Below are 1223 nucleotides of genomic sequence, written 5' to 3'. Positions count from 1 at the left end.
CGAAACGGCTGATCGTAGGCCAGCTCGTAGAGGTCTTCGCTGATGGCCGCCACCGAGATTTCTCCTGAGTTGCCGGAAAAGGGTTTGTCCATAAAGTGATCCAGCATGTACTGCACCGAGCGGCGCACGGGAGCCAGATCGGCGGTGGGCACCAGCACCCCCAGTTCCACCAGCGAGGCCACCACCCGATCGGCATTTTTGGAGACCACACCTGCCAGCGTGCCCATCAGCTTTTCTTTCACATCGGAGGGCAGGCGGCCCATCATGCCGAAGTCGTAGAAGATCAGCGTGCCATCGGGCTTCACGGCAATGTTGCCGGGGTGGGGATCGGCGTGAAAAAAACCATCCTTGAGCAGTTGCCGCAGATAAGCCTCTGCCCCCAGACGAGCCAAAACCTTGCGATCCAGCCCCGCCGCGCTCAGGGCTTCGTAATCGCTGATTTTGATCCCCGGCAGGTATTCCAACGTCAACAGGCGAGGAGAGGTGTAACGCCAATACACTTTGGGAACAGCAATTTGCGGCATATCCCGAAAGTTGCGACGGAAGGTATCGGCATTGCGGCCCTCATTGAGGTAATCCACCTCTTCCCAGAGGGTGCGCCGACACTCTTCGTAGATGCCGATCCAGTCGCGGCCCGGCCCGCCCCAAGAGGTGCGATACTGAAAGAACTCGGCAATCCCACGGCAGATCTCCAAATCGATGGTGAACAGCCGGGTCAGCCCCGGACGCTGCACCTTCACCACCACCTCTTCCCCGGTTTTGAGCTTGGCGCGATGCACCTGCCCCAAGCTGGCAGCGGCCAAAGGGGTGGGATCAAAGTAGCTGTAGATTTGGGTTATCGGCCTGCCCAGCTCCTGCTGCACAATTGCCGCCACCTGTTCGTAGCTGAAAGCAGGCACCCGATCCTGCAGCTTGGAGAGCTCCTCGACATATTCCGAGGGGAAGAGATCGGCGCGGGTGGAGAAAAACTGCCCCACTTTAATAAAAGTAGGGCCTAAGTTAAGCAGCGTTTCGCGGATCCAAATGGCTCTGGTCCGGCGGCGCTGGGCCTTTCGCTCGGGCGTGGGTTGTCCCCCATAGCTCCAAGCCTGCTGATCCAGCCAAAGGTAAAACAGCCAGGTGAGCACAAATCGCCAAATGTCCAGCATGCGGCCCTGGCGAGTATAGTTCTCCCGGGCCCAGCGGTAGGCGGTATAGGGCTTGACGGGTTGTGATCCCAAAGA

General features: G+C 59.0%; 1 protein-coding gene. It reads right to left on the bottom strand.

Translation table 11 applies throughout. The annotated features are described in order from the left end of the window. Positions 1-1220: ABC1 kinase family protein (locus NW820_RS00470; RefSeq protein ID WP_414406385.1), on the bottom strand; the 1220-nt coding region annotated here is incomplete at its 3' end. Positions 1221-1223: the final 3 nt, after the last annotated feature.

Source organism: Synechococcus sp. R55.7 (assembly GCF_047461955.1).
Lineage (GTDB): Bacteria > Cyanobacteriota > Cyanobacteriia > Thermostichales > Thermostichaceae > Thermostichus.
This window is presented reverse-complemented; position numbering and strand designations above follow the sequence as displayed.